Origin of the sequence: Sphingomonas sp. Leaf20 (assembly GCF_001421535.1) — a bacterium.
GTDB lineage: Bacteria > Pseudomonadota > Alphaproteobacteria > Sphingomonadales > Sphingomonadaceae > Sphingomonas.
In genome coordinates this window covers 148,033-170,103 of the sequence record NZ_LMKN01000010.1, presented here as the reverse complement: position 1 = coordinate 170,103, position 22,071 = coordinate 148,033, and the positions used below count along the sequence as shown (strand labels likewise).

General features: G+C 68.2%; 21 protein-coding genes and 1 other annotated feature. Of the genes, 11 read left to right on the top strand and 10 right to left on the bottom strand.

The features are described from left to right. Positions 1 to 40: 40 nt before the first annotated feature. Complete coding sequence (locus ASE72_RS17730) at positions 41 to 310, top strand: hypothetical protein (RefSeq protein WP_056024772.1); 270 nt, start codon at positions 41 to 43, stop codon at positions 308 to 310. A 15-nt stretch (positions 311 to 325) separates the two neighbouring features. On the opposite strand, the gene ASE72_RS17725 is transcribed toward ASE72_RS17730, so the two are convergent. Then, positions 326 to 1,321, bottom strand: a complete 996-nt coding sequence (locus ASE72_RS17725; protein ID WP_056024768.1) for a polysaccharide deacetylase family protein — start codon at positions 1,319 to 1,321, stop codon at positions 326 to 328. Further along, a complete protein-coding gene (locus tag ASE72_RS17720; RefSeq protein WP_235532435.1) occupies positions 1,318 to 3,165 on the bottom strand; it encodes a sensor histidine kinase in 1,848 nt (615 codons plus the stop codon). Before ASE72_RS17720 ends, ASE72_RS17725 begins: the two co-directional genes overlap by 4 nt. A gap of 195 nt (positions 3,166 to 3,360) precedes the next feature. On the opposite strand from ASE72_RS17720, the gene ASE72_RS17715 reads away from it, so the two are divergent. Beyond that, positions 3,361 to 3,828 (top strand): Lrp/AsnC family transcriptional regulator, encoded by a 468-nt coding sequence (locus ASE72_RS17715; RefSeq protein WP_056024765.1) that lies wholly within the window; start codon positions 3,361 to 3,363, stop codon positions 3,826 to 3,828. 114 nt (positions 3,829 to 3,942) lie between these two features. Here the strand turns inward: ASE72_RS17715 and ASE72_RS17710 are convergent, their stop codons facing one another. After that, positions 3,943 to 5,235 (bottom strand): hypothetical protein, encoded by a 1,293-nt coding sequence (locus tag ASE72_RS17710; protein ID WP_056024762.1) that lies wholly within the window; start codon positions 5,233 to 5,235, stop codon positions 3,943 to 3,945. A gap of 165 nt (positions 5,236 to 5,400) precedes the next feature. Between ASE72_RS17710 and yaaA the strand changes: the two genes are divergently transcribed. The 4 genes from yaaA to ASE72_RS17690 all read left to right on the top strand — a co-directional run bounded on the left by yaaA (position 5,401) and on the right by ASE72_RS17690 (position 10,228). Then, positions 5,401 to 6,150: a peroxide stress protein YaaA gene (yaaA, locus tag ASE72_RS17705; protein WP_056024881.1), complete on the top strand. Its 750-nt coding sequence runs from the start codon at positions 5,401 to 5,403 to the stop codon at positions 6,148 to 6,150. Further along, the gene (locus ASE72_RS17700) at positions 6,147 to 6,833 is read left to right on the top strand and encodes an SDR family NAD(P)-dependent oxidoreductase (protein ID WP_056024760.1); all 687 of its coding nucleotides are present in this window, start codon (positions 6,147 to 6,149) and stop codon (positions 6,831 to 6,833) included. The genes yaaA and ASE72_RS17700 overlap by 4 nt, the downstream gene beginning before the upstream one ends. Before the next feature lie 267 nt (positions 6,834 to 7,100). Then, entirely contained in the window at positions 7,101 to 9,881 is a 2,781-nt protein-coding gene (gene gyrA / locus ASE72_RS17695) for a DNA gyrase subunit A (protein WP_056024757.1), read from the top strand. Beyond that, positions 9,878 to 10,228, top strand: coding sequence for a DUF952 domain-containing protein (locus ASE72_RS17690; RefSeq protein WP_056024754.1), 351 nt, complete (start codon positions 9,878 to 9,880; stop codon positions 10,226 to 10,228). Before gyrA ends, ASE72_RS17690 begins: the two co-directional genes overlap by 4 nt. Before the next feature lie 102 nt (positions 10,229 to 10,330). Here ASE72_RS17690 and ASE72_RS17685 read toward each other — a convergent pair whose 3' ends face one another. Next, complete coding sequence (locus tag ASE72_RS17685) at positions 10,331 to 11,812, bottom strand: SulP family inorganic anion transporter (protein WP_056024878.1); 1,482 nt, start codon at positions 11,810 to 11,812, stop codon at positions 10,331 to 10,333. 68 nt (positions 11,813 to 11,880) lie between these two features. Then, positions 11,881 to 11,936: a sequence feature (sul1 is cis-regulatory element that is thought to sense ions involved in sulfur or methionine metabolism; They are found in Alphaproteobacteria), on the bottom strand. Positions 11,937 to 12,053: 117 nt separating this feature from the next. Between ASE72_RS17685 and ASE72_RS17680 the strand changes: the two genes are divergently transcribed. The 4 genes from ASE72_RS17680 to ASE72_RS17665 are packed head-to-tail and all read left to right on the top strand — an operon-like array spanning position 12,054 to position 15,073. Beyond that, positions 12,054 to 12,707, top strand: coding sequence for a PepSY-associated TM helix domain-containing protein (locus ASE72_RS17680; protein ID WP_056024875.1), 654 nt, complete (start codon positions 12,054 to 12,056; stop codon positions 12,705 to 12,707). An 11-nt stretch (positions 12,708 to 12,718) separates the two neighbouring features. Then, positions 12,719 to 13,201, top strand: a complete 483-nt coding sequence (locus ASE72_RS17675) for a DUF2271 domain-containing protein (protein WP_056024751.1) — start codon at positions 12,719 to 12,721, stop codon at positions 13,199 to 13,201. A 41-nt stretch (positions 13,202 to 13,242) separates the two neighbouring features. Further along, the gene (locus ASE72_RS17670; RefSeq protein ID WP_056024748.1) at positions 13,243 to 14,079 is read left to right on the top strand and encodes a DUF4198 domain-containing protein; all 837 of its coding nucleotides are present in this window, start codon (positions 13,243 to 13,245) and stop codon (positions 14,077 to 14,079) included. Positions 14,080 to 14,083: 4 nt separating this feature from the next. Further along, positions 14,084 to 15,073, top strand: a complete 990-nt coding sequence (locus ASE72_RS17665) for an FAD:protein FMN transferase (protein ID WP_235532434.1) — start codon at positions 14,084 to 14,086, stop codon at positions 15,071 to 15,073. Between the two features lie 19 nt (positions 15,074 to 15,092). Here ASE72_RS17665 and ASE72_RS17660 read toward each other — a convergent pair whose 3' ends face one another. From ASE72_RS17660 to ASE72_RS17645, 4 genes are all read right to left on the bottom strand, one after another. Then, on the bottom strand, positions 15,093 to 15,776 hold the full coding sequence (locus tag ASE72_RS17660; RefSeq protein ID WP_056024745.1) for a Fe2+-dependent dioxygenase: 684 nt from the start codon (positions 15,774 to 15,776) through the stop codon (positions 15,093 to 15,095). Beyond that, a complete protein-coding gene (locus ASE72_RS17655) occupies positions 15,770 to 16,519 on the bottom strand; it encodes a tetratricopeptide repeat protein (protein ID WP_156350629.1) in 750 nt (249 codons plus the stop codon). The genes ASE72_RS17660 and ASE72_RS17655 overlap by 7 nt, the downstream gene beginning before the upstream one ends. 8 nt (positions 16,520 to 16,527) lie before the next feature. Next, entirely contained in the window at positions 16,528 to 18,945 is a 2,418-nt protein-coding gene (locus ASE72_RS17650) for a TonB-dependent receptor (RefSeq protein WP_056024742.1), read from the bottom strand. A gap of 69 nt (positions 18,946 to 19,014) precedes the next feature. After that, positions 19,015 to 19,446, bottom strand: coding sequence for a DUF488 domain-containing protein (locus ASE72_RS17645; RefSeq protein ID WP_056024739.1), 432 nt, complete (start codon positions 19,444 to 19,446; stop codon positions 19,015 to 19,017). A gap of 58 nt (positions 19,447 to 19,504) precedes the next feature. Between ASE72_RS17645 and trmFO the strand changes: the two genes are divergently transcribed. After that, a complete protein-coding gene (trmFO, locus tag ASE72_RS17640) occupies positions 19,505 to 20,872 on the top strand; it encodes a methylenetetrahydrofolate--tRNA-(uracil(54)-C(5))-methyltransferase (FADH(2)-oxidizing) TrmFO (protein ID WP_056024866.1) in 1,368 nt (455 codons plus the stop codon). Here the strand turns inward: trmFO and ASE72_RS17635 are convergent. Both ASE72_RS17635 and ASE72_RS17630 read right to left on the bottom strand, forming a co-directional pair. Then, positions 20,808 to 21,281, bottom strand: a complete 474-nt coding sequence (locus ASE72_RS17635; protein ID WP_056024736.1) for an EF-hand domain-containing protein — start codon at positions 21,279 to 21,281, stop codon at positions 20,808 to 20,810. The genes trmFO and ASE72_RS17635 overlap by 65 nt on opposite strands. A 76-nt stretch (positions 21,282 to 21,357) precedes the next feature. After that, positions 21,358 to 22,056 (bottom strand): hypothetical protein, encoded by a 699-nt coding sequence (locus ASE72_RS17630; RefSeq protein ID WP_056024733.1) that lies wholly within the window; start codon positions 22,054 to 22,056, stop codon positions 21,358 to 21,360. Between the last annotated feature and the right edge of the window lie 15 nt (positions 22,057 to 22,071).

The window sequence follows — 22,071 nt, the reverse complement described above, 5'->3', positions numbered from 1 at the left end:
TAGGCATATCATCTGCATATAAAATATAAGGAGAGAGACAGTGACGACGCCGCTACGGCTCGAAGCCGATCCCGAGGACAAGAACCTCGTCATCCTGCAGAGCCTGATCTGCCTGCTGCGCGAAAAGAACATCCTGTCGCGTGCCGATATCGAGGATCTCTGCGCAACCGTCCAGCGACGCGCCGCCGACCCGACGACGGATCCGATGCCATGCCAGGCAAAAGCCGCGCGCGAAGCCGCGGCGGAAGTCGCGCAGATCGGCGATTATATCGGCCGTCGCTATGGCGGAAAGCATCGCCGCGCGATCTGAACGCCGCGCGCAGGCCTAGGCCTCGCGGATATTGTCGAGGATCTCCGCGATCGACGCATTGCGCACGCCGAGACGGTCGAGATGGTCGAGCATCGCGGTCCACCAGTCGTGAAAGCGCTGCAGATCGGCGCGATCGCGGACATAGGGCGTGTGCCCGGGTGCGAGCGACGGCGAATGAAACGAGAAGTTGAGGAACGCCGCGCCCTCCCCGATCGCGATCGTCACCGCCTCGATCGCGGCCGCTATCGGCATGTCCTCGGGCGTCATCGCGACGCGCGACAACAGACCCAGACGCGAGAAGACGCCGCGTGCACGGGGAACCCGCGACAGCGCCCGGTACAAAGCGGCCCCGCCGCCGCGCAGCCTGCCGGTATGCACCGTCGTCAACGGCAGTTCGATCAGCGATCCTGCATGATGGGGCTCCGACCCGATGCCCGAAAAGTCGGGCCCGCCCTGCCCGCTGTAATCATAGCCCGACCGGACCGAGCTATCGATCCGGTATCCCATCGCCGCGAGGATCGCGAAGCTGTCGGGCCCGATCCCGTACCGTCCCGCGCGATAGACCCGCGGCCGCGTTCCGAAGGCTGCGGTGATCGCGTCGGTCAGCACCGCGATCTTGGCGGCTTCGACGCCCGCGGGCAGGTTCGCGGCATAGCTGGTCACCGCGCTGATCTCTTCGACGATCGGCGGATTGACCCAGCCATGCAGTTGCGCACCGATTTCAGACCGGCCGTCGGCGACCACCGCCTGGAGGATGTCGACCGACCGCGGATCGCTGACGATCGGCAGGTCGACGACGCAGGCGAGCGCAACGCCGCGATCGGCGAAGCGGCGATGTGCCGCGGGAAATGCCGCCATCGCCCTAGTCGAATAGGGGGCGGTGCCGAGCGGACGACGCCAGTCGAACTCCTCCTCGACATCGACGAACAGCGTGAAGCACGGACCGAAGCCGCTTTTCCACGTGACGTGGTGTTCCGGTGCGGGCCGTTCGGGCCGATAGCGCGCGATCACCGCAGGCCGTCGAGCACCCGTTCGCTCCGCTCGGTCGCCACGGCGGGCAGGCGCAGCGTGAGGCGGTCCGGCCCGAATGCGAGATGCCCGCCGAGCTCGACCGCAAAATTCTGTGCAAGCCGAAGCGCGAACCCGGTACCGAGCAGCGGCGCACCCTCGCGCTCATGCTCGCGCTCGGTATCGATGCTCAGCAGGATGTTGGCGGCGTGCACCGCGAGCGAGCGCGGCCGGTCGAACCCGATGCAGACTTCGCCAGCGGTCGCCTCGACCCCGACCATCAGCATCTCGTCCTTGCTGCTCGCCGATACCAGCGTTGCCAGCAACCGGCTCACCAGCCGCTCGACCGCGCGGTCGTCGCCGGCGATCTCGCAGGGGCCCGCGGACGGATCGACCATCACATGCGCGCCGCGCAACGCCGCGAGCGGGGTCAGGTCATGCACGACCGCATTCAGCAGCGGCAGCACGGGGACGACGGTCGGACGCAGGTCGAGCGCATGCCCCTCGATCCGCGCGGCGATGTCGAGATCGTCGATCGCAGCCAGCAGGTCCGACGCCTGGCGACGGATCGTCGTCGCGCGGTCGCGGTAGGTCGGCGCCACGGGGCCCAGCAACTCGGTCTCGATCAGTTCGGCAAACCCCGCGATCGCATTGGTCGGCGTGCGCAGCTCGTGGACCAGCTGTCGCAGCGAATCGGATACCGGCGAATTCGCCTTGTCGGGGGCGACCGCGAGTTCGGCCATCTCGTCGCGGCGCGGCCGGCGCGCGCTGCCGCGAAAGCCGATGAACCGGCCCGATCCCTCGTCGAACACGGGAACGCCCGACACGCGCCACGATCCCGCCGCGTTCGAGAGACCGCCGACCTGGAGTCGCGCCGCCTCGAACGGCGACCTGCGACGATACCCGCCGACCGCGACGCCATCGATCTGGACCTCGCCCTGTCTCGCCGCATGTGCGACCGATACGCCGATCAGCGCGGCGCGCGACACGCCGTCGACCCAGCGGATCACGCCGGCCGCATCGGTCTCGTACCGGAAAGCCTCCGGCGGCGCCGCTGCCGTCGCCGGCGCGACCTCGGGAACGACCCGGTCGCGGTTGAACGCGTCGATCCGCTTGACGAGGTCGGAAATCTCGAACCGCTCGGGCGCAGGCGACGCGGTCGAGACGGGCTCCGGCATCGCGGTGTCGCTGGCCTGGGACGCCGGCTCACCGGGTTCGGCGGCATGACGCAGAGCCTCGGCCACGAACGGCAGCCCGCGCGCGATCATCCCCAGCGTCATGAACGGCGACGCGCTCAGCGGCGTATCGGGCGACGGCGCCGACGGCGCGGCGGCCGGTGGCGACGCGACCGGATCCTCGCTTACCGCCACGGCATCGACGGGGACGGCCACGACAGCGTCAGAGCTCACCGCAGGTTCGGGATGCCCCAGCACGAAATCGGTCGATCCGAAGCTCTCGAGACCCCGCCCGACCGCGGGCGGCAGGTCGCGGCGGTGGCGGAGCACCGACCGTCCCGCTGGGGTCAGCCGCGGCAGCAATGCAAGCCAGTCGTCCGCATCGAGCGTCGCCGTCCGCAGCACGGGCGCTGCGATCGCAAGGCGGTCTTCGGCGAAAAATCCGACCAGCGCGGCGTCGGGGGCGGCAAAGGCGAGCGCGCGTGCGCTGCTCGCCCTGATCGGTTCGGGAATATCGGGACGCAGCGCACGAAGACATGCCAGCGCCTCGCCATTCGACGGACCACGGCCCCTGCCCATCAGGTCGACGAGCTGCCGCCATGTCGATTGCGCGCCGAAGCTCGTCGACATGTCGGCAGATAACACTGTCTTCAGGCTATCATCGAAGCGCACGTCGTTCCCCGGATCGACGCTGCACGGCAAACGTCATAACTGTGTCATACCTCCGCAGCGCCTGAGAGGAAACCGCAGAATTGCCGCGTTTCCGTGCTGCGTCGCAATGTGGGACAATTGCGTTCTCCGGTAATTATCTTATAGCTAGCCCATCCGAACCGCATGGTTCGAAACGTTTGATGGGAGTTGCGCGTAATGAGTTTTGACCGGATCGATCGTCAGATCCTGTCGCTTCTGCAAGCCGATGGTCGCATGACCAATGTCGACCTTGCAGACCAGGTCGGATTGACCGCTCCACCCTGCCTGCGCCGCGTCCGTGCGCTCGAGGAAGCTGGCGCGATCCGTGGCTATCACGCCGACCTCGACGCCAGCCGCCTCGGATTTCCGATCACCGTGTTCGCGATGGTCAGCCTGCGCAGCCAGGCGGAGCACGACCTGACCGCGTTCGAGACGCATATCGCGGACATTCCCGAAATCCGCGAATGCCACATGCTCAACGGCGAGATCGACTTCATCCTGAAGATCGTCGCCGCCGACCTCAAGAGCTTCCAGGAAATCCTTACCACGCACCTCACCCCGGCGCCCAATGTCGCCAGCGTGAAGACCTCGCTGACGATCCGCACCGCGAAGGCGCTGTCGGGAATTCCCGTCACCGTCGACTGATCGACCGGTCCACGCGCCGCTAGGGGGTCGCGTCGTTCTCCAACGAACCGGACGCGGGACGAAAAAAGGGGCGGCATCGCTGCCGCCCCTTTTCCCTTAGCCTACACCTGATGGTCAGGCGGTCGGTGCATTCATCCATGCAGTCCACAGCTGGGCCTGCTCCATCCGCGGGGTCGTCTTGACCGCTGCGAAGGATGCAGCCGCACCCGCCTTGTCGCCCGACTTCGCCTGCGCGATGCCGAGGTGGAGGTTGACGTCGTCGGCGTTGACGCCGCCCTTGCTCAGCGCGACCTTGTACAGCTCGATCGCCTTGGCATAATTGTCCTGCCCGAGATACGCATCCGCCGTACCCGCGGCGAGCTTGCCGTCGGCGTTCGTCGTCGCCTTCTTCTCGAGGCCCGCCAGCGGACCGTCGTTGCGGATCGCGGTCGCGGTATCGGTCAGCAGCGTCTTCGCCATCGTGTTCGACGCCGGGATCTTGCCCGAAGCCATGCCTTCCTTCAGCACGGCCTGCGCTTCGCTCGGAAGCCCGCGACGGTTCACGCTGTCGGCATATTCCAGATAGTCGTTCTGGTCGGCCAGCGACTTGGTCTGGCGCATCAGGCGGAACATGTCGATCTTCTGCGTTTCGTCGAGCGTCACGACGCCGTTCTGCTGCAGACCGAACGTCACGATCACGTCACGCCACGTCTTGGGCGACGGATAGGCGACCGCATATTTCTGCAGCCAGGCAAACGTCTCGGGCTTCAGCTTGGCACCGTTCGCCTTGCTGATCGCGTAACGGTAATAATCCTCGGGCGCCTTCTTGCCCGCGGCCGTCGATGCGGTCACCGACGCATCGAGATCGGCGAGGCCGTTCTTGACGTCGCCGCTCTCCATCTTCGCCTTGACGATCTGGAGATCCAGATCCTCGTTCGTGTAGCCGAGCGCCTTGGCCTTCTGGAAATACTGGACGGCGACCGGATACTGCTTGCCGTTGAACGCGAGCGCACCACGACGATAGGTGTAGCGGCCACGCATGTCCGCGGGCGTGCTCGGGTTGGCGATCAGCACGTCGAGCGGGCCGGCGAGCACCGTCTCGTTCAGCGGCGCGTTCGGATTGGCAGCCTGCTGCGCCGCGAGCTTCTGCTGCTCGAGGTCATAGCGCAGCGCGGCGCCGATATACTTGTCGTCGTCGGTCTTGGCGGCCGCGTCGATCTGCGCCAGCGCGGGCTCGGCGGTGGCGAAATCCTTCGCCGCGATCGCGGGCTGTGCGACCTGCGCCGCCTTCAGCACGTCGGGGCTGAGCTTGAGGCCGGGCTTGGCCTCTTCCTTCTTCGCCATCGCGGTGGCGGGGGCGATCAGCGCCATGCCGCTTACGCCGGTGGCGAGCACCGCGGCCAGTGCGAGCTTCGAAATGGTCTTCATGCGGGGACTCTCCTCGTGCGTATGTGCGCCTTGGCGCGACGCTATATGGGTGTGGCGGCCGGCGTTCAAGCGAACAGCCGAAGATGGATGATGACGACGCGTCTTATCCCTCCTGCGCACTGAACGCCAATTGAACGGCGCGAGTTGCACCGCTACGTGTTCGCGATGATTGCCGTCCTATCGCCCGCCAAGACGCTCGACTACGAGACGGCGCTACCCCCGCTCGATCCCACCACGCCGCGCTTCGCCGCCGAGGCGACGACGCTCGCGCATGCCGCCGCGAACCTCACCCAGAAGAAGCTCGCCGCGCTGATGCATATCTCGCCCGCGCTCGCCAAGCTGAACGCGGACCGGTTTCGCGACTTCGACACGCTGCCCGAACGCCCCGCGCTGTTCGCGTTTGCCGGCGACGTCTATACCGGGCTCGATGCCGGGACGCTCGACGAGCCGGCGATCGACTATGCGCAGGATCACCTCCGGATTCTGTCGGGGCTGTACGGGCTGCTCCGTCCGCTCGATGCGATGCGGCCATACCGGCTCGAAATGGGCACGCGCTGGGCACCGCGGCACAAGAAGCTGACCGACTGGTGGCGCGACCGGATCGCCACGCTGCTCGCAAAGGACGTCGAGGAAGAGGGCTCGGGGACGATCCTCAATCTCGCCAGCCAGGAATATTGGGCCGCCGCCGACGGCCAGCTGCCATCGTCGATCCGGGTCGTCGCGTTCGACTTCCGTGAAGGTTCAGCGCAGAAGTTCGTCAGCTTCCACGCCAAGAAGGCCCGCGGCATGGCGGCGCGCTGGATGGTCGAGCACCGCATCGACGATATCAAGGGGATGAAGGGCTTCGACACCGACGGCTATGCGTATGACGCGGCCGGTAGCACCGACGCGCAGTGGCGGTTCGTCCGCGCATGAGCAGCGCAGTCGTCATCGGCACCTCGGGTGGAATCGGCAAGGCGCTCGAGGAGGCGCTTCTCGACGAGGGAGCATTCGACACCGTCCACGGCTTCTCGCGCTCGGACACCGGCGAGCGTCATCTCGACCTCGAGGATGAGGCGAGCATCGCCGCCGCCGCCCTGCGCGTCGGATCGCCGACGCTGGTGATCGTCGCGACGGGACTGCTCCACGACGGCGACAAAGGGCCTGAAAAGGCGATGCGCGATCTCGATCCGGCATGGATGGCGCGCAACTTCGCGATCAACGCGATCGGCCCCGCGCTGGTCGCCAAGCATTTCCTCCCGACGATGCCCAAGGCGGGGCGGATCGTCTTCGCGGTGCTCTCCGCGCGCGTCGGGAGCATCGGCGACAACAAGCTTGGCGGCTGGTACGGCTATCGCGCGTCGAAGGCCGCGCTCAACCAGCTCGTCCGGACGATCGCGATCGAGGACAAGCGCCGCAATTCGAGCGGGATCGTCGTCGGTCTGCATCCCGGTACCGTCGACACCGGGCTGTCGCACCCGTTCCAGGGCAACGTCACGCCCGGCACGCTGTTCAAGCCCGATCGCGCCGCGGTCCAGCTGCTCGACGTGATCGACGGGCTCCGCGCGCCCGACAGCGGCAAGCTGTTCGCATGGGACGGCGCCGAGATCGCGCCGTAACCCCGTGCAATCCTCCCCGCCAATTCGTCACCCCAGCGAAAGCTGGGGCCTCTCCCCGCATCCGGCGACGCTCGTCCCATAATGAGATCCCAGCTTCCGCCGGGATGACGGATAGGCGTGGCCGCGCTCCCGCCAAGCCGCAACCACCCGCAAAATACCCATGAAACCCATCCCGCTCGCGTGCGTACGCGTGCGCGGGGGTAGTAAGGCGCCTGCCCCTCGGCTAAGGTGTGTCATCGTACCGAAACAAGCCGAAAGCCTTCAGATTTGACCGACGAGACCATGCTCGCCGAACCCACCGGCGGCGAGCCAGCCGGCATTGCCACCATCTCGATCGTCGACGAGATGAAGTCGAGCTATCTCGACTATGCGATGAGCGTGATTGTCGCCCGCGCGCTGCCCGATGTGCGTGACGGCCTGAAGCCCGTCCATCGCCGCATCCTGTACGGCGCGCATGAGAGCGGCTTCGTCGCCGGCAAGCCCTACCGCAAGTCGGCGCGTATCGTCGGTGACGTGATGGGTAAATATCACCCGCACGGCGACAGCTCGATCTACGACGCGTTGGCCCGCATGACGCAGGACTGGTCGATGCGCGTGCCGCTGATCGACGGTCAGGGCAACTTCGGCTCGATGGATCCCGATCCGCCCGCAGCGATGCGCTACACCGAGGCGCGCCTCGGCAAGGTGGCCAACGCGCTGCTCGGCGATCTCGACAAGGACACGGTCGACTTCACGCCCAATTATGACGGGTCGGAGCGCGAGCCGTCGGTGCTGCCGGCGCGCTTCCCCAATCTGCTCGTCAACGGCGCGGGCGGCATCGCGGTAGGCATGGCGACCAACATCCCGCCACACAATCTCGGCGAAGTCATCGGCGCGTGCCTCGCCTATATGGACAATGGCGCGATCACGACCGAGGAATTGTTCGAGATCGTCCCCGGTCCCGATTTCCCGACCGGCGCGATCATCCTCGGCCGCGCCGGCGCCAAGTCCGCCTATGAAACCGGCCGCGGCTCGATCATCGTCCGCTCGCGCCACGTCGTCGAAGAGGGCAAGGGCGACCGCCGCTCGATCGTCCTCACCGAAATCCCGTTCCAGACCGGCAAGAACGGCCTGGTCGAGAAGATCGCCGAAGCCGCCAAGGACAAGCGCATCGAAGGCGTCAGCGACATTCGCGACGAATCGAGCCGCATGGGCGTGCGCATCGTCATCGACCTGAAGCGCGACGCGACCCCCGACGTGGTGCTCAACCAGCTCTGGCGCCACACGCCCGCGCAGTCGAGCTTCCCCGCCAACATGCTCGCGATCCGCGGCGGCCGCCCCGAGCTGCTCAACCTGCGCGACATCATCGGCGCGTTCATCACGTTCCGCGAACAGGTGATCACGCGCCGCTCGAAGTTCGAGCTCGCCAAGGCCCGAGAGCGCGCGCATCTGTTGCTCGGCCTCGTCATCGCCGTCACCAACCTCGACGAAGTCGTCCGCATCATCCGCGGGTCGTCGAGCCCCGCCGAAGCGCGCGGCAAATTGCTCGCACGCGAATGGCCGGTCGCGGAGATCGCGCCGTACATCGCGCTCGTCGAGGCGGTCGAGGACAAGCAGCAGGAGGGCATCTACAAGCTGTCCGAGCCGCAGGTCCGCGCGATCCTCGATCTGCGTCTGCACCGCCTCACCGCGCTCGGCCGCGACGAGATCGGCGACGAGCTGAAGGTGCTTGCGGCCTCGATCGCCGAGCTGCTCCACATCCTGGGTGACCGCGCCAAGCTGTACGAAGTGATGCGCGGCGAGCTGATCGCGATCCGCGACGAATTCGCCACGCCGCGCCGCTCCGAGATCGCCGCTGCCGCCAACGGCATCGACGACGAGGATCTGATCGAGCGCGAGGACATGGTCGTCACCGTGACCATGCAGGGCTATATCAAGCGCACCAGCCTCGACACGTTCCGCGCGCAGGCACGCGGCGGCAAGGGCCGCGCGGGCATGTCGACCAAGGACGAGGACGTCGTCACCGAGCTGTTCGTCACCTCGACGCACACGCCGGTGCTGTTCTTCTCGAACCTCGGCAAGGTCTATCGCTACAAGGTCTGGCGCCTGCCCGAGGGTGGCCCAGCGACCCGAGGGCGCCCGATTATCAACCTGCTGCCGCTGGCGCCGGGCGAGACGATCTCGACCGTGCTCCCGCTGCCGGAGGATCTGAGCGAGTGGAGCCGCCTCCACGTGATGTTCGCGACGCAGCGCGGGCTCGTCCGCCGCAACGCGATGGATGCGTTCACCAACGTGCCGTCGAACGGCAAGATCGCGATGCGCTTCGAAGAGGGTTCGGAGGACAAGCTGATCGGCGTCGCGCTGCTCACCGAGCATGACGACGTGCTGCTCGCGACGCGGCTCGGCAAGGCGATCCGCTTTGCCGGCGACGACGTCCGCGAGTTCCAGAGCCGCACCTCGACGGGCGTGCGCGGCGTGACGCTGAAGGGCGACGACGAGGTCATCTCGCTGTCGGTCCTCCATCGTGTCGGCGCGACCCCCGAGGAACGCGAGACGTACCTGAAGTTCGCCCCCTGGAAGGGCGAGCGCGAGGGCGATCACGGGATGGGCGACGAGCGCTACAACGATCTCAAGGACCGCGAGCAGTTCATCCTGACGGTCTGCGAGAACGGCTATGGCAAGCTGTCGAGCGCGTACGACTATCGTCGCACCGGCCGCGGTGGTCAGGGCATCACCAACATCGACAACATTGCGCGCAACGGTCCGGTCGTGGCGAGCTTCGCGGCTGCCAAGGGCCATCAGCTGATGCTGGTGACCAACCAGGCCAAGCTGATCCGCACGACGCTCGCGTCGCTGCGCGTCATCAGCCGCAACTCGGCGGGCGTGAAGCTGTTCGACGTCGCGAAGGGCGAGCATGTCGTCTCGGCCGCGCGGATCGAGGAGACCGAGGAAGACGCCGAGGTGAACCTGGCCGACGCAACGCCGGAGCTCGCGCCCGACACCGGCGCGACGATCGGCGAAGACACGGCAGCGGGCGATCCCACCGAAGGCCAGGGGGATAGCGAATGAGCCGCGACCCAATCGCCTACAAGGTGCTGACGGGCGAGCAGCTGGCGTCGCTGGAAAGCGGCAGCTTCGCCGGCGCGCCGGTCGATCTGGCCGATGGCTATATCCATCTGTCGACCGCGGAACAGCTGACCGAGACGGTCGACAAGCACTTCGCCGGCCAGTCCGACCTCCACGTCGCCGCGGTCGATCTCGAAGCGATCGGTGACGACGTGACATGGGAAGAGTCGCGCGGCGGGCAACTCTTTCCGCACATCTATAACGGCCCGCTGCTGCTCGAGACCGTGCTGTCCTACGGCCCGCTCGAACGCGACGACGCCGGCCAGGTCAAACTCCCCGTAGCCGGCTAACCCCCTGACCAATCCTCCCCCGCCAGGGGGAGGTGGCAGGCAAAGCCTGACGGAGGGGGCGGCAACGACGACCTCGTTGTAACCGCACCCGCCGCTACCCGATCACCCCGCCAGATCGCGCATCAACGGCGCATGGCGATCGACCAGCACCTCGCTGGCCCGATTGAGCCCGACGACCTCGACCGCCACGCCATGCCGCCGCAGCTTGCCGACGACGTCGTCGAGCACGCCGACGGCGGTCACATCCCACAGATGCGCGCCCGTCAGGTCGATCCGCACATACTTGGCCTCCTCGCGCAGGTCGAACGTGTCGGCGAAGATATCCGCGCTGGCGAAGAACACCTGCCCCGTCACGCGGTAGATCCGCGTGTCGCTGGCGGCGTCGTAGTCGACCGCCACGTCCATCAACCGCGTGACCTTCCACGCAAAGAACACGCCGCTCAGCAGCACGCCGACCCCGACGCCGAGCGACAGGTCGTGCGTTGCGACGGTGACGACGACGGTCGCCAGCATGACGACGCTCGACATCTTCGGGTGCCGCGCGAGGTCGCGCAGCGAGCCCCAGGAGAAGGTGCTGATCGACACCATGATCATGATCGCGACCAGCGCCGCGACCGGCACCTGTGCGACCCATGGCCGCAGCGGCACCATGACCACGAGCAGGAACACGCCCGCGACCATCGTCGAGAGCCGTCCGGTACCGCCATAGCGGACATTGCCGACGGTCTGCCCGATCATCCCGCACCCGGCGATCCCGCCGAACGCGCCCGCGGCGACATTGGCGAGCCCGAGCCCGGTGCATTCGCGCGCCTTCGAGCTGCGCGTCTCGGTCAGCTCGTCGACGACATTGGCGGTCATCATCGATTCGAGCAGACCGACCGCCGCCATCGCAAACGCATAGGGCGCCACGATCCGCAGCGTATCCCAGGCGAACGGCACGTCGGGCAGCCCGAACGACGGCAGCGAGTCGGGCAAGCGCCCGAGATCGCCGACCGTCTTCAGTGGCATAGGAAACCACATCGCGATCGCAGTCAGCACGACGATGCAGATCAGCGGCGACGGGATCGCACTCGAGATCCGCGGCACGAGATAGATGATCGCAAGACCGACCGCGATCATCGCATAGGCCTGCCAGCTGACGCCGACCATCTGCGGCACCTGCGCCGAGAAGATCAGGATCGCCAGCGCGTTGACGAAGCCCGCATGGACCGAGCGCGACACGAACCGCATCAGCACGTCGAGCTTGGCGAGCCCGAACGCGATCTGGAGCACGCCTGCGAGCATCGTCGCGACGAGCAGATATTGCAGCCCGTGCGCGTGGACGAGCGCGGCGGCGACCAGCGCGACCGAGCCCGCCGCGCCCGAGATCATCGCGGGGCGTCCGCCGGCAAACGCGATGACGATGCCGATCACGAACGAGGCGAACAGGCCGACCTCGGGATCGATCCCGGCAACGAAGGAGAAGGCGATGACCTCGGGGATCAGCGCAAAGGTGCCGACCATCCCCGCAAGGATGTCGCGGCGCGCGGCGGCGGGGCCGCTGAACCATTCGGCTCGGTAACGAGAAAACGATAAGGATGTCATGGATGTATCCGCATAGGACGCACGATGCTGCGGCGCGCTGGCCGGCAGTCGATGGAAAGGCGTCGTTGCGTTGTCCGGCGGATCGGCGGCCGGAATAGCCACCCGGAATTTCACCGGGTCCTTGTGAATGTCCGCCCCCTACCTCCCCCGATGCTGCATTGCAACAGGGGAAGAACCGAATCTATTGATAATGGGTCGCAATAGCCTTGCCAGAGCCCAACCGTTGCGATAGCGCTTGAGCGTGACCACCCCGCCCCCCAAAGCTGCACCGACACCGCAACAGCGCAAGCGCCGCTGGCGGGGATGGTGGCTGAAACAGCTTCACAGCTGGCACTGGATCAGCGCCGCGCTGTCGTTGGTCGGCATGCTGCTGTTCGCGGTCACCGGGCTCACGCTCAACCATGCCGCGACGATCGGCGCGACGCCCGTCGTCACCGAGCAGGCGGCGATCCTGCCCGCACCGCTCCGGCCCCTGCTCTCGCGCACGCTGGCACCGGACGCGCGCCTGCCATCGTCGGTCGCCAGCGCCGTTGCCGCGGCGACCGGGCTCGATCCTGCCGGCCGGGCGGTCGAATGGTCGGATACCGACGCCTATGTCGCGCTCCCGCGTCCCGGTGGCGACGCCTGGGTCAGCATCGACCGCGCGACCGGCCGCATCACCGCCGAGACGACCGATCGCGGCTGGATTTCGTATCTCAACGACCTGCACAAGGGCCGCAACGCGGGGACCGCATGGTTCTGGTTCATCGACGTCTTCGCGGTCGCGTGCATCGTCTTCACGCTGACGGGTCTGCTGCTGCTCCAGCTGCACGCGCGGCATCGGCCGGCGACCTGGCCGATCGTCGGTGCCGGGCTCGCCATTCCCGCCATCCTTGCCATCCTGTTCCTGCATTGAGGGGTTCTGCCATGCGTCTGTCCGCGTTTGTCCTGATCGGCGGTGCCGTCGCGGCGCCCGCTGCTGCCGGAACCGTGACCATCACGATCCCGCGCCTGAACGTCGCCGAATATCACCGGCCCTATGTCGCGGTCTGGCTCGACCCGGTCGGTGGCGGTGCGCCGCGGACGCTCGCCCTGTGGTACGACGTCAAGAAGGCGGGCAACGAACCCGGCACCAAATGGCTCTCGGAGCTGCGCGCATGGTGGCGCAAGGGCGGACGCGGGCTCGCAATGCCCGCGGACGGCATCAGCGGCGCGACGCGCGCACCCGGCCGGTACAGCATCCCCCTCCCCGCCACGCTCAAGCCCGGCAACTATGTCCTGAACGTCGAGGCCGCACGCGAGACGGGCGGTCGCGAACTCGTCAGCATCCCGCTCGTCGTCCCGGTGCGCGCCGCCGCGCAGGGCGCGGGCAAGACCGAACTCGGCGCGATCGCGCTGTCGCCGCGCTGACGCGCCCGCCCCTTCCCGCCTTTCCCGTTAGGAACAGCCTCATGACACCCCTGGTCGCACGCCTGATCGCCGCCGCCGCACTCGTGTCGGTCCCCGCCGCGCTGTCCGCGCACCGCATGTGGATGCTGCCTTCGGGCACGGTGTTCTCCGACACCAGCGGCTGGGTGACGGTCGACGCCGCCGTCTCGAACGACCTCTTCTTCTTCGATCACCAGCCGCTCCGCCTCGACGGCGTCAAGGTCTGGCAGCCCGACGGCAGCGAGGGCGTGCTCCAGAACGGCGCGACCGGACGCTATCGGTCGGTATTCGACGTCAGGCTGGACAAGCCGGGGACGTGGAAGATCGGGACGCAGATGAACGCCGTCATGGGCAGCTTCAAGGTCGACGGCGTCGAGAAGCGCCTCGGCCGGCGCGGCCCGCCGCAGCCGGGTGCCCCGGCCCCGCTCACCGTCGCGGACATTCCCGCGAACGCCACCGACGTGAAGCTCGCCGAGACGTCGACGCGCAACGAGATCTTCGTCACCGCGGGCGCGCCCACCACGACGGTCTTCAGGCCGACGGGCAAGGGGCTCGAATTCGCGCCCGTCACGCATCCCGACGAGCTCGTCGCGGGCGAGACCGCGACGTTCCGCTTCCTCGTCGACGGCAAACCCGCACCGGGGCTCAAGGTGACGGTCATCCCCGGTGGCAAACGCTATCGCAACGACGAGGGCGCGCGCGAGCTGTCCACGGGCGCCGACGGCGTGCTCAGCGTCACCTGGCCCGCGGCAGGGATGTACTGGCTCAACGCGACGTTGACCGATGCGAAGGCGACCACGCCGCGCGCGACCGAACGGCGGATGAGCTATGTCACAACGCTCGAGGTGCTGACGCCGTGACGTCGTGCGGATAGCGCTGCCGCCATCGATCGACCCCGCGGCGTTCGGTAACCGCGATCCCGCCGCCACGCTCGTCGACCTCCGCGGCGAGACGATGGGCACGAGCTGGTGCGTACGCTTCGCGGCCCGCAACAGGGTCGACGTGGCGGCGCTCGACCGGGCGATCGTCGCGCGACTGGCGGGGCTGGTCGCCGAGATGAGCCACTGGGCGCCGCAGTCGCTGCTGTCCCGTTACAACCGCGCGGCCGCGGGGACGTGGTTCGCGCTTCCCGCCGATTTCGCGCGGTGCATGACGCAGGGGCTGTCGATCGCCCGCACGACGGATGGCGCGTTCGATCCGGCGATCGGCCGGATCGTCGATGCCTGGGGGTTCGGCGCGAGCGGGCAGCCCCGCCGCCCCGACGCCGCGGCGATCGCAGACGCGCGTGCGCTGTCGGGTTGGCAGCGGCTGACATTGGCGACGCAGGCAATCGCGACGCAGGGCGCGATGCTCCACCAGCCGGGCGGCGTTGCGCTCGATCTGTCGGGTATCGCGAAGGGGCACGCGGTGGATGCGGTCGCGGATCTGCTCCGGACGCACGGCATCGCGCATGCGCTGGTCGAGATCGGCGGGGAGCTGGTGGGGCGGGGCATCAAGCCCGATGGCGACCCGTGGTGGGTCGATCTCGAAAGCCCGCCGGGCATGGTGCTGCCACCACTGCGGATCGCGCTGCACGGACTCGCGGTGGCGACGTCGGGGGACTACCGCCGGGGCGCGCACACGCTCGACCCGCGCACGGGACGGCCGATCGCGACCGGCGTCGTCTCCGCCAGCGTCATCCACGCCACCGCCGCCGCCGCCGATGCCTTCGCCACCGCGCTGACCGTGCTGGGACCCGTCGACGGCCTCGCCCTCGCATCGGATCTGGGGATCGCGGCACGGCTGGTGACGGTGATCGACGGCAGGGAAGTCGAGCATCTCTCGCCCGCGTTGCACGCGATGCTCGACGACTGACCCGCTTGCCCGGCTCGGCTTAGACGTCCGCCCAGCGTCGCAGCAGATTGTGATACACCCCGGTCAGCTGCACGACGCTCGGGTCCGCCAGCCCCTTGTCGACCGAGACTGCCTGCACCGCCTGATCGAGATCGAACAGGATCCGCCGCGACTCCCCGTCGCGGACCATCGACTGCAGCCAGAAGAACGACGCCGTGCGCGTGCCCCGCGTGACCGGCATGACGCGGTGGAGGCTGGACGCGGGATAGAGCACCATGTGCCCGGCGGGCAGCTTGACCGATTGCGGCCCGAACTGCCCCTCGATCATCAATTCCCCGCCGTCATACTCCGCGGGATCCTCAAGAAACAGCGTCGCCGACAGGTCGCTGCGGATCCGGAAGTCACTGCCGCGTTTGACGCGGACCGCGGTATCGACATGAAGCCCGAAATCCTGCCCGCCGGCATAGCGATTGAACAACGGCGGAAACACCTTCAGCGGCAATGCGGCGGCAACGAACAGCGCGCTTCGCCCCAGCGCGTCGAGCACGATACCGCCCGCCTCGCGCGCCGCCGCGCTGTCCTCGGGCAGCTGCGCATTCCGCTTGGCGAGCGCGCTTTGTGCCCCCGACGTCGCATTGCCATCGACCCAGGGCGCCGCGTCGATGATCGTGCGCACGTGCGCGACCTCCGCCGGGCTCAGCACATCGGGGATCGCGATCAGCATGCGGCACCCAGGCGGAGCGCGGCGACGCCCTCGCTCCGAAACGCGGCGACGTCGCTTTTCGCAAGCCACGCCTCCGCCTTGGCGACGAACGACGCGTTGCCCCATTCGCCCGCACGCGTCAGCCAGCGCAGCGCGGCCGCGATCTCGCCCGCAGCACCCAGCATCCGCGCGTGGTTGAAGCAGCCGCGGAAATCGCCGCCTTCCGCAGCGCGCGCATAGCATGCCGCCGCATCGGTCATGCTCCGCGGCGTCGCCCAGCCGTCCTCGTGGAAGCTGCCGATGACGTTGACCGCCTTGGCGGGTGCGAGCCCCGCGCCGTCCCGTTCCGCGCGCCGCAGCCAGCCGAGCGCCGCCACCCGGTCCTCGGGGACGCCATCGCCCAGCGTCAGCAGCGTCGCATAATTGTACATCGCCCAGTCGAGCCCGCGTCCGGCAGCGATGCGGTAGCACGCCGCCGCCTTCGCCTTGTCCGGCGCCGTCCCCCAGCCAAGGTCGTAGCAGCGCCCGACCATGTTGAGCGCCATCAGGTGATGCTGCGCCGCCGCCCGCACGAACCATCCGAGCGCGGCGGCGGGGTCGCAGGGCACCCCGGCGCCGTCGAGCAGCATCTGGCCATAGACCGCCTGCGCCTCGGCGAGCCCCGCTTCGGCACCCTCGCGGATCAACGCCGTGCGCTCCTCGGGCGCACCCGACAGTCGTACCGCGATCGCCTCGGGGGTCAGCGCATCGATCGTCGTCACCACCGCTCTCCTCAGAACTTCAGGTTGATCGTGCCGAAGATCGTCCGCCCCGGCGCGATCCCTGCATAATGCGTCGTGAACACCTGGTTGAAATAGGTCTTGTCGGTCAGGTTCTGCGCATTGACCGCGAGTTCGATGCTCGGCGTCAGCGCGAAGCTCGCGCGCGCGTCGAACCGCCAATAGCTCGGCACGTCGCGCACGATCAGCTTGGTGGCCGGATTGACCGTGACCACCCCCGCGGCGGTCTGCGTCGCGGTGCGATTGTCCTGATAGCCGCCGATGACATTGTCCATGTAGATCGCGGTGCCGCCGAGCTGGAGCCGCTTGAACAGCGTCACGTTGGTCGTCGCGGTAAAACTGTTCCTCGCGGTCTGCTGCAGCTGGCGGCCGGTGTTGACCGAGGGCACCGCGACGATCCGGGCCGGCTGCGCCCCGACCGCGGGCGCGGTCAGCGCGGTGAAGCCGCCATCGACGATCTCGGGATCGAGATAGCTGTAGCCGCCGAACACCGTCCAGCCCGGCACGATCGTCCCCGTCGCCGACAGCTCGATACCCCGGATCCGCGTCTCGCCGACAAAGGCGACGGTGGCGTCGTCGCCCGTCACGCGCGCGTTGCTGATCTCGGTCTGGAACGCCGCAACGCTCAGCGCGAGCCGTTCGCCAAGCACGTTCGCCTTCGCGCCGACCTCGTAACTCCTGGTCTTCTGCGGTTTCAGGCTGTCGAGCAGCGCCGCGTTCGCACCGGTTGCGCTGGCGGGTATCGCATTGTCCTCGCGCCCCTCGCCAAGCAGGCTGTTGGGTGGTGTCGCCGCCGTCGCATAGCTCGCATACACGCTGGTCTCCGGGGTCGGCTTGAAGACGAGCCCCGCCTGCCAGTTGAACAGATCGTCCGCCCGCGTCACGCGGACCTGCGTCGCGCCCGCCGCGATCGCGACCGAGCGGAAGTGATCGTACCGCGCGCCGAGGTTGAGGACGAGCTGCGGCATCAGCGTGATCGAGTCGTACGCATAGACCCCCTTGCTCGTCGCGCTGTTCTGAACGCGCGTCGTCTGCGCGCTCGGGACGATCGGCGTCGCCGCCGCGTCGGCACCGCTCACCGAATTGACCCAGGGGTCATAGGGGTTGGGTGCGAACAGGCTGGTGCAATTGTACCGCGCCACCCCCTCGGCGGTGCAGCGCGGGTCTGTCGTGACCAGCAACGTGCCACGTCGCGCGCGCTCGGCCGACACTTCGGCGCCAACCGAGATGCTGTGCTCGATCCCGCCCGTATGGAACACGCCGTACAGGTCGGTCTGGTTGACGATGCTCTCGTAATGGCTGTCCCGCGTGTTTGCGCGCCGCCAGACGCGGCCGGTCGCAAACACGTTGCCCTGGCTGTCGTCAGGCTGCGTGTAGATATAGCGCTGGACGCTGTCGCTGAACCGCGACGTGTTGCGCAGCGTCAGCGCACCGAAGTCATGCTCGACCCGCAGCATCGCCTGATGGTTGGTCGTGTCACGAAAATCGCGGTTCGCCAGACCATAGAAGGTCGCGCGATCGACCCGCCCCGTGCTCCCGTCGGCGAGCGTGACCGTGCCGATCGCGGGGCGGACCCGGATCGTCCCCGTTCCCGGCGCATTGGCGAGCGTGTTCAGATACGGGATCCCGCTGTCGGGAAGGTCGTGGCTTTCGAGATAATAATAGCTCGCGGTCAGCCGGGTCGGCGTGCCGAGCCCGATCGTCACGCTCGGCGCGACGCCCCACCGCCGCGCGTAGAGCGCGTCGCGACCCGCAATGTCCTGGTCGTGCCACAGCCCCGCGATCCGCACCGCGACCGAGTCCGCGACCTTGACGTTCACGTCCGCGGTCGTCCGCTTGTACGACGCCTCGCCATAGCTCGCACTCGCGCGCACGAACGTGTCGAGCTGCGGCAGTTTCGACACGACGTTGATGGAGCCGCCCGCCGATCCCCGCCCGCCCAGCGTCGAGTCCGACCCGCGGACGATCTGGACATTGTCGACCGCGAAGACCTCGCGGCTCTGCGCGCCCAGGTCGCGGACGCCATCGAGATAGATGCTCCCCTGACTGTCGAAGCCGCGGATGAACGGCCGGTCGCCGACCGGATTGCCCCCCTCCGCCGCGCCGAAGGTGATCCCCGGCACGGTACGAAGGGCATCCTGAAGACTGTTCGACCCGGTCTGCTCGATGATCTCGCTCGGCAGGACGAGGATCGATCGCGGCGTATCGAGCAAGGGCGCCACGCGCTTGGGTTCGTCGTCGGTCGGTCGCTGACCCTTGACGAGGATATCACCGACCTGCGGCGTATCGGCGTCGACGGGCCGGGTCCGCGGCGCGTCTGCCGCATGCCCCGGCGCGCTGGCGAGAAACCCGACGCAGGAGAGCGCGAGGAAGCGACCGGCCGTGACCGGCCGTGACAAAATGTTGGACATGATGGAACCCCTTTACGGGCTCCTCGCTATTGCGACTGATTATCAGAGTCAATAGCATGACCCATCACATCAGGTGAAAAGGTCGACCACCTCCGCGCCATCGCCCACCGCGTCGAGCAGCAGCGTGCGGTGACAGTGACACGGATCGCGTTCGTAGCAGAGCAGCGCGCTCGGCTTCTCCGCCGCCAGCCCGAGCATGATCGCCGCCTGCGCCTGTGCCTCGGGCAGCTCGAGCTGCGCTTCGTACACCGCGGTCAGCGTCGCGACGTCGCCCTTCTTCGCGGCGTCGCGCCCGGCCTTGGGCGTGCCCAGCGCCTTGAGGTGGACATACCCGATCCCTGCCTCGCCCAGCGACGCGGCGAGCGATGTCTTCGAAAACCCCGGCCGGCGCGACAGCGGCAGCGCGCGGACGTCGATGACACGCTCGACCCCCGCCGCGGCAAGCGTGCCGATAAAGTCCGGCATCGTCGTGGCTTCGTACCCGATCGTGAAGATTTTCATGGCGTCGAAATGGGATTGCGGACCTGACACGGCAAGCGTCCGGCGCTATCTGACGGGGATGACCCACGACATTCACGTTATCGGCGGCGGCCTTGCCGGATCCGAGGCCGCCTGGCAGCTCGCAGAAGCCGGCCTCAAGGTGCGCCTGTCCGAAATGCGCGGCAGCGGCGAAGCGACGCCCGCGCACCAGACCGACGGCCTCGCCGAACTGGTATGCTCCAACAGCTTCCGCTCGGACGATGCCGAAAGCAACGCGGTCGGCCTGCTCCACCAGGAACTGCGCACGCTCGGCTCGCTGATCATGCGGCAGGCAGATCTCCACCGCGTCCCCGCAGGCTCCGCGCTCGCGGTCGACCGCGACAATTTCTCGAACAGCGTGACCGAGGCGATCGACCAGCACCCGAACATCACGCTGGTCCGCGAACGGATCGACGCGCTGCCCGACGGCCCGACGATCATCGCCACCGGCCCGCTGACCGCCGCGTCGCTCGCCGCCGGGATCGGGGCCGAGACCGGCCGCGAGGCGCTCGCGTTTTTCGACGCGCTCGCACCCATCGTCCACCGCGATTCGATCGACATGGACACCGCGTGGTTCGCCTCGCGCTGGGACAAGGGAGAGGGCAAGGATTACATCAACTGCCCGATGGACAAGGACCAGTATCTCGCCTTCCACCAGGGGCTGGTCGACGGCGAGAAGACCCCGTTCAAGGACTGGGAGAAGGACACCCCCTATTTCGACGGGTGCATGCCGATCGAGGTGATGGCCGAGCGCGGCGTCGACACATTGCGCTACGGTCCGATGAAGCCCGTCGGTCTCGACAATCCCAAGACGGGCCGCTGGCCCTACGCCGTCGTCCAGCTCCGCCAGGACAATGCGCAGGGCACGCTGTGGAACATCGTCGGCTTCCAGACCAAGCTCAAGCACGCCGACCAGGTCCGGCTGTTCCGCACGATCCCGGGGCTCGAAAACGCCGAATTCGCGCGGCTCGGCGGCCTCCACCGCAACACCTTCATCCGGTCGCCCGAACTGCTCGACCAGACGTTGCGCCTGAAATCGTGCCCCAACATCCGCTTCGCAGGCCAGATCACGGGCTGCGAGGGGTATATCGAGAGCTGTGGCATCGGGTTGCTCGCCGGGCGGTTCGCCGCGGCCGAGCTGACCGGGCAGACGCTGACGCCGCCGCCCTTCGCGACCGCGCTCGGCGCGCTGCTCGGGCACATCACCGGCGGCGCGGAGGCCGAAACCTATCAGCCGATGAACGTCAATTTCGGCCTCTTCCCGCCGATCCCCGGCCGGACGAAGAAGACCGATCGCAAGCGCATGTACACCGACCGGGGCCGCGCGGCGCTGGCGGCGTGGCTCAACTCTCCTCCGACGGCGCCGGAACCGGCGGACAGGCAGCCCGAGACGACGGCTTCCGCTTGACCGCGGTGGCGGCGAATTCGGGCGGGGTCATCGCGCCCGACCGGTCCTTGTCCGCGGCCGCGAACTTCGTCGTCGCCTTGAGCGCCCACTCGTCGAACGACAGCCGCCCGTCGCCGTCGACGTCGAGCTTCGCATAGGTCTTGCGGCGCGCGACGAGATATTCGTCGCGCGTCACCGCGCCGTCGCGGTCCTTGTCATAGCGGTCGAAGCGCTTCTGTTCGCGTGTCAGCTCCGTCGCCTCGGGCGCGGCATCGGGTAATGCGCCCGGCACCACGTCAGCGCCCCCCGCGACCCGGCCCGCGGGCTGCGGCTTCAGCACCGCGGCCGAGGGCGCCTTCCCTCCCAGGAAGAGGACCGCCGCGCCGGCGAACGCGATCAGCGCCGCCCCACCCGTCAGGTATCGCCACATCGCCGCTCTCCCCGCAGGCGGACATCGCCCCGGTCGCCACGCTAGCGCCTCCGTCGGCCGCGCCCAATCCGATCGGTCAGTATCCGACCAATCGGTGCAGCAGCAGCCGCCCGACGCGCGCCGGACTCCCCGCCGGCCGGCGCGCCGGATCGACGTCCGCCCGCGCGAGCAGCGCGAGCGCCCCCAGCGCCCGCGCGCGGCGTGGCCAGCGTCCCGTCAGCGCGCGGTCCAGCCGCGCACGCGCGCGCATCGCGACCGCCGCCGCCCGCGCGTCATCCGACAGCCGCAGCGCCAGATCCGCCAGCGCCCAGCCCTGCCCGGCGAGCGCGATCCGCGCGTCGTCGACGTCCGAAAGCTTCGCCGCCGCCGCGAACAGCAATCCGCCGCGCCCCTGCGCGAACCGCTCGACCGCATCGTCCTCGAGCGGCGTCTCGAGCAGCGCCTCCCAGCCCTCGGCGATCGCGGCGAGCGCAGCCCCGGACACGCGCGGCACGACATGCGCCGCAAGCGCCTGGAGGACCGGCTCGGCGGGCGGCGGCGCGCTGTCCAGCCTGACCAGCGCCTCATACCACCAGGTCAGCCGCATCTGCCCCACCATCGGTTCGCGCGTCGTCTTCAGGATCGCCCCCAGCGTCGTATCGAGCGCAAACAGCGCCTCGAGCCGCGGCTGTACGGCCGAAGGCGCGTAGCCGATCGCCAGCCCCCGTTCGCGCTCGGCGAGCGTCGGGACGCCATGTCCCTCCCCGGCATCATCATCGCCGCGCCCGTTAACCATATCGCTTGTGCTCCG